Origin of the sequence: Sphingobium sp. D43FB, from assembly GCF_002312805.1 — a bacterium.
Classification (GTDB): domain Bacteria; phylum Pseudomonadota; class Alphaproteobacteria; order Sphingomonadales; family Sphingomonadaceae; genus Sphingobium.
The window spans coordinates 1-532 of sequence record NZ_NMUA01000180.1 but is presented as its reverse complement, the minus strand read 5'-3'; the positions used below and the strand labels follow the sequence as shown (position 1 = coordinate 532).

Below are 532 nucleotides of genomic sequence, written 5' to 3'. Positions count from 1 at the left end.
CGGCGTTGCCGGTGTTGCGCACCACCAGCACGTTCTTCACCGTCGGGCAGGATTTCAGCGCCTCGTCCGCATTGGTCTTGAGCGGCACGGTGCGGCCGCCGCGGCGGCCCTGGTCGGCGGTGATCAGCAGCGTGCTGTCGCAATCCTGGATGCGGCTGGACAGGCTGTCGGGGCTGAAGCCGCCGAAGACGATGGAGTGCACCGCGCCGACGCGGGCGCAGGCCAGCATCGCCACCGCCGCCTCGACGATCATCGGCAGATAGAGGGTGACGCGGTCGCCCTTCTTCACGCCCAGCGCCTTGATGGCGTTGGCCATGCGGCAGACGCGCTCATGCAGCTCGCGGTAGGTGATGGTGCGGCTTTCGGCCGGATCATCACCTTCCCAGATGATTGCCGCCTGATCGCCGCGCTCGGCGAGGTGACGGTCCAGGCAGTTGTAGGAAACGTTGAGGGTGCCGTCGGCAAACCACTTGATGTCGACATGGTGATCGTCGAAGGAGGTCTGCTTCACCGTGGTGAAAGGCTTGATCCA

Annotated in this window: 1 protein-coding gene; it reads right to left on the bottom strand. The window is 65.6% G+C overall.

All coding sequences use genetic code 11. The annotated features are described in order from the left end of the window. The coding region (locus SxD43FB_RS23925; RefSeq protein ID WP_141249657.1) for an AMP-binding protein at positions 1 to 532 on the bottom strand (532 nt) is incomplete at both ends.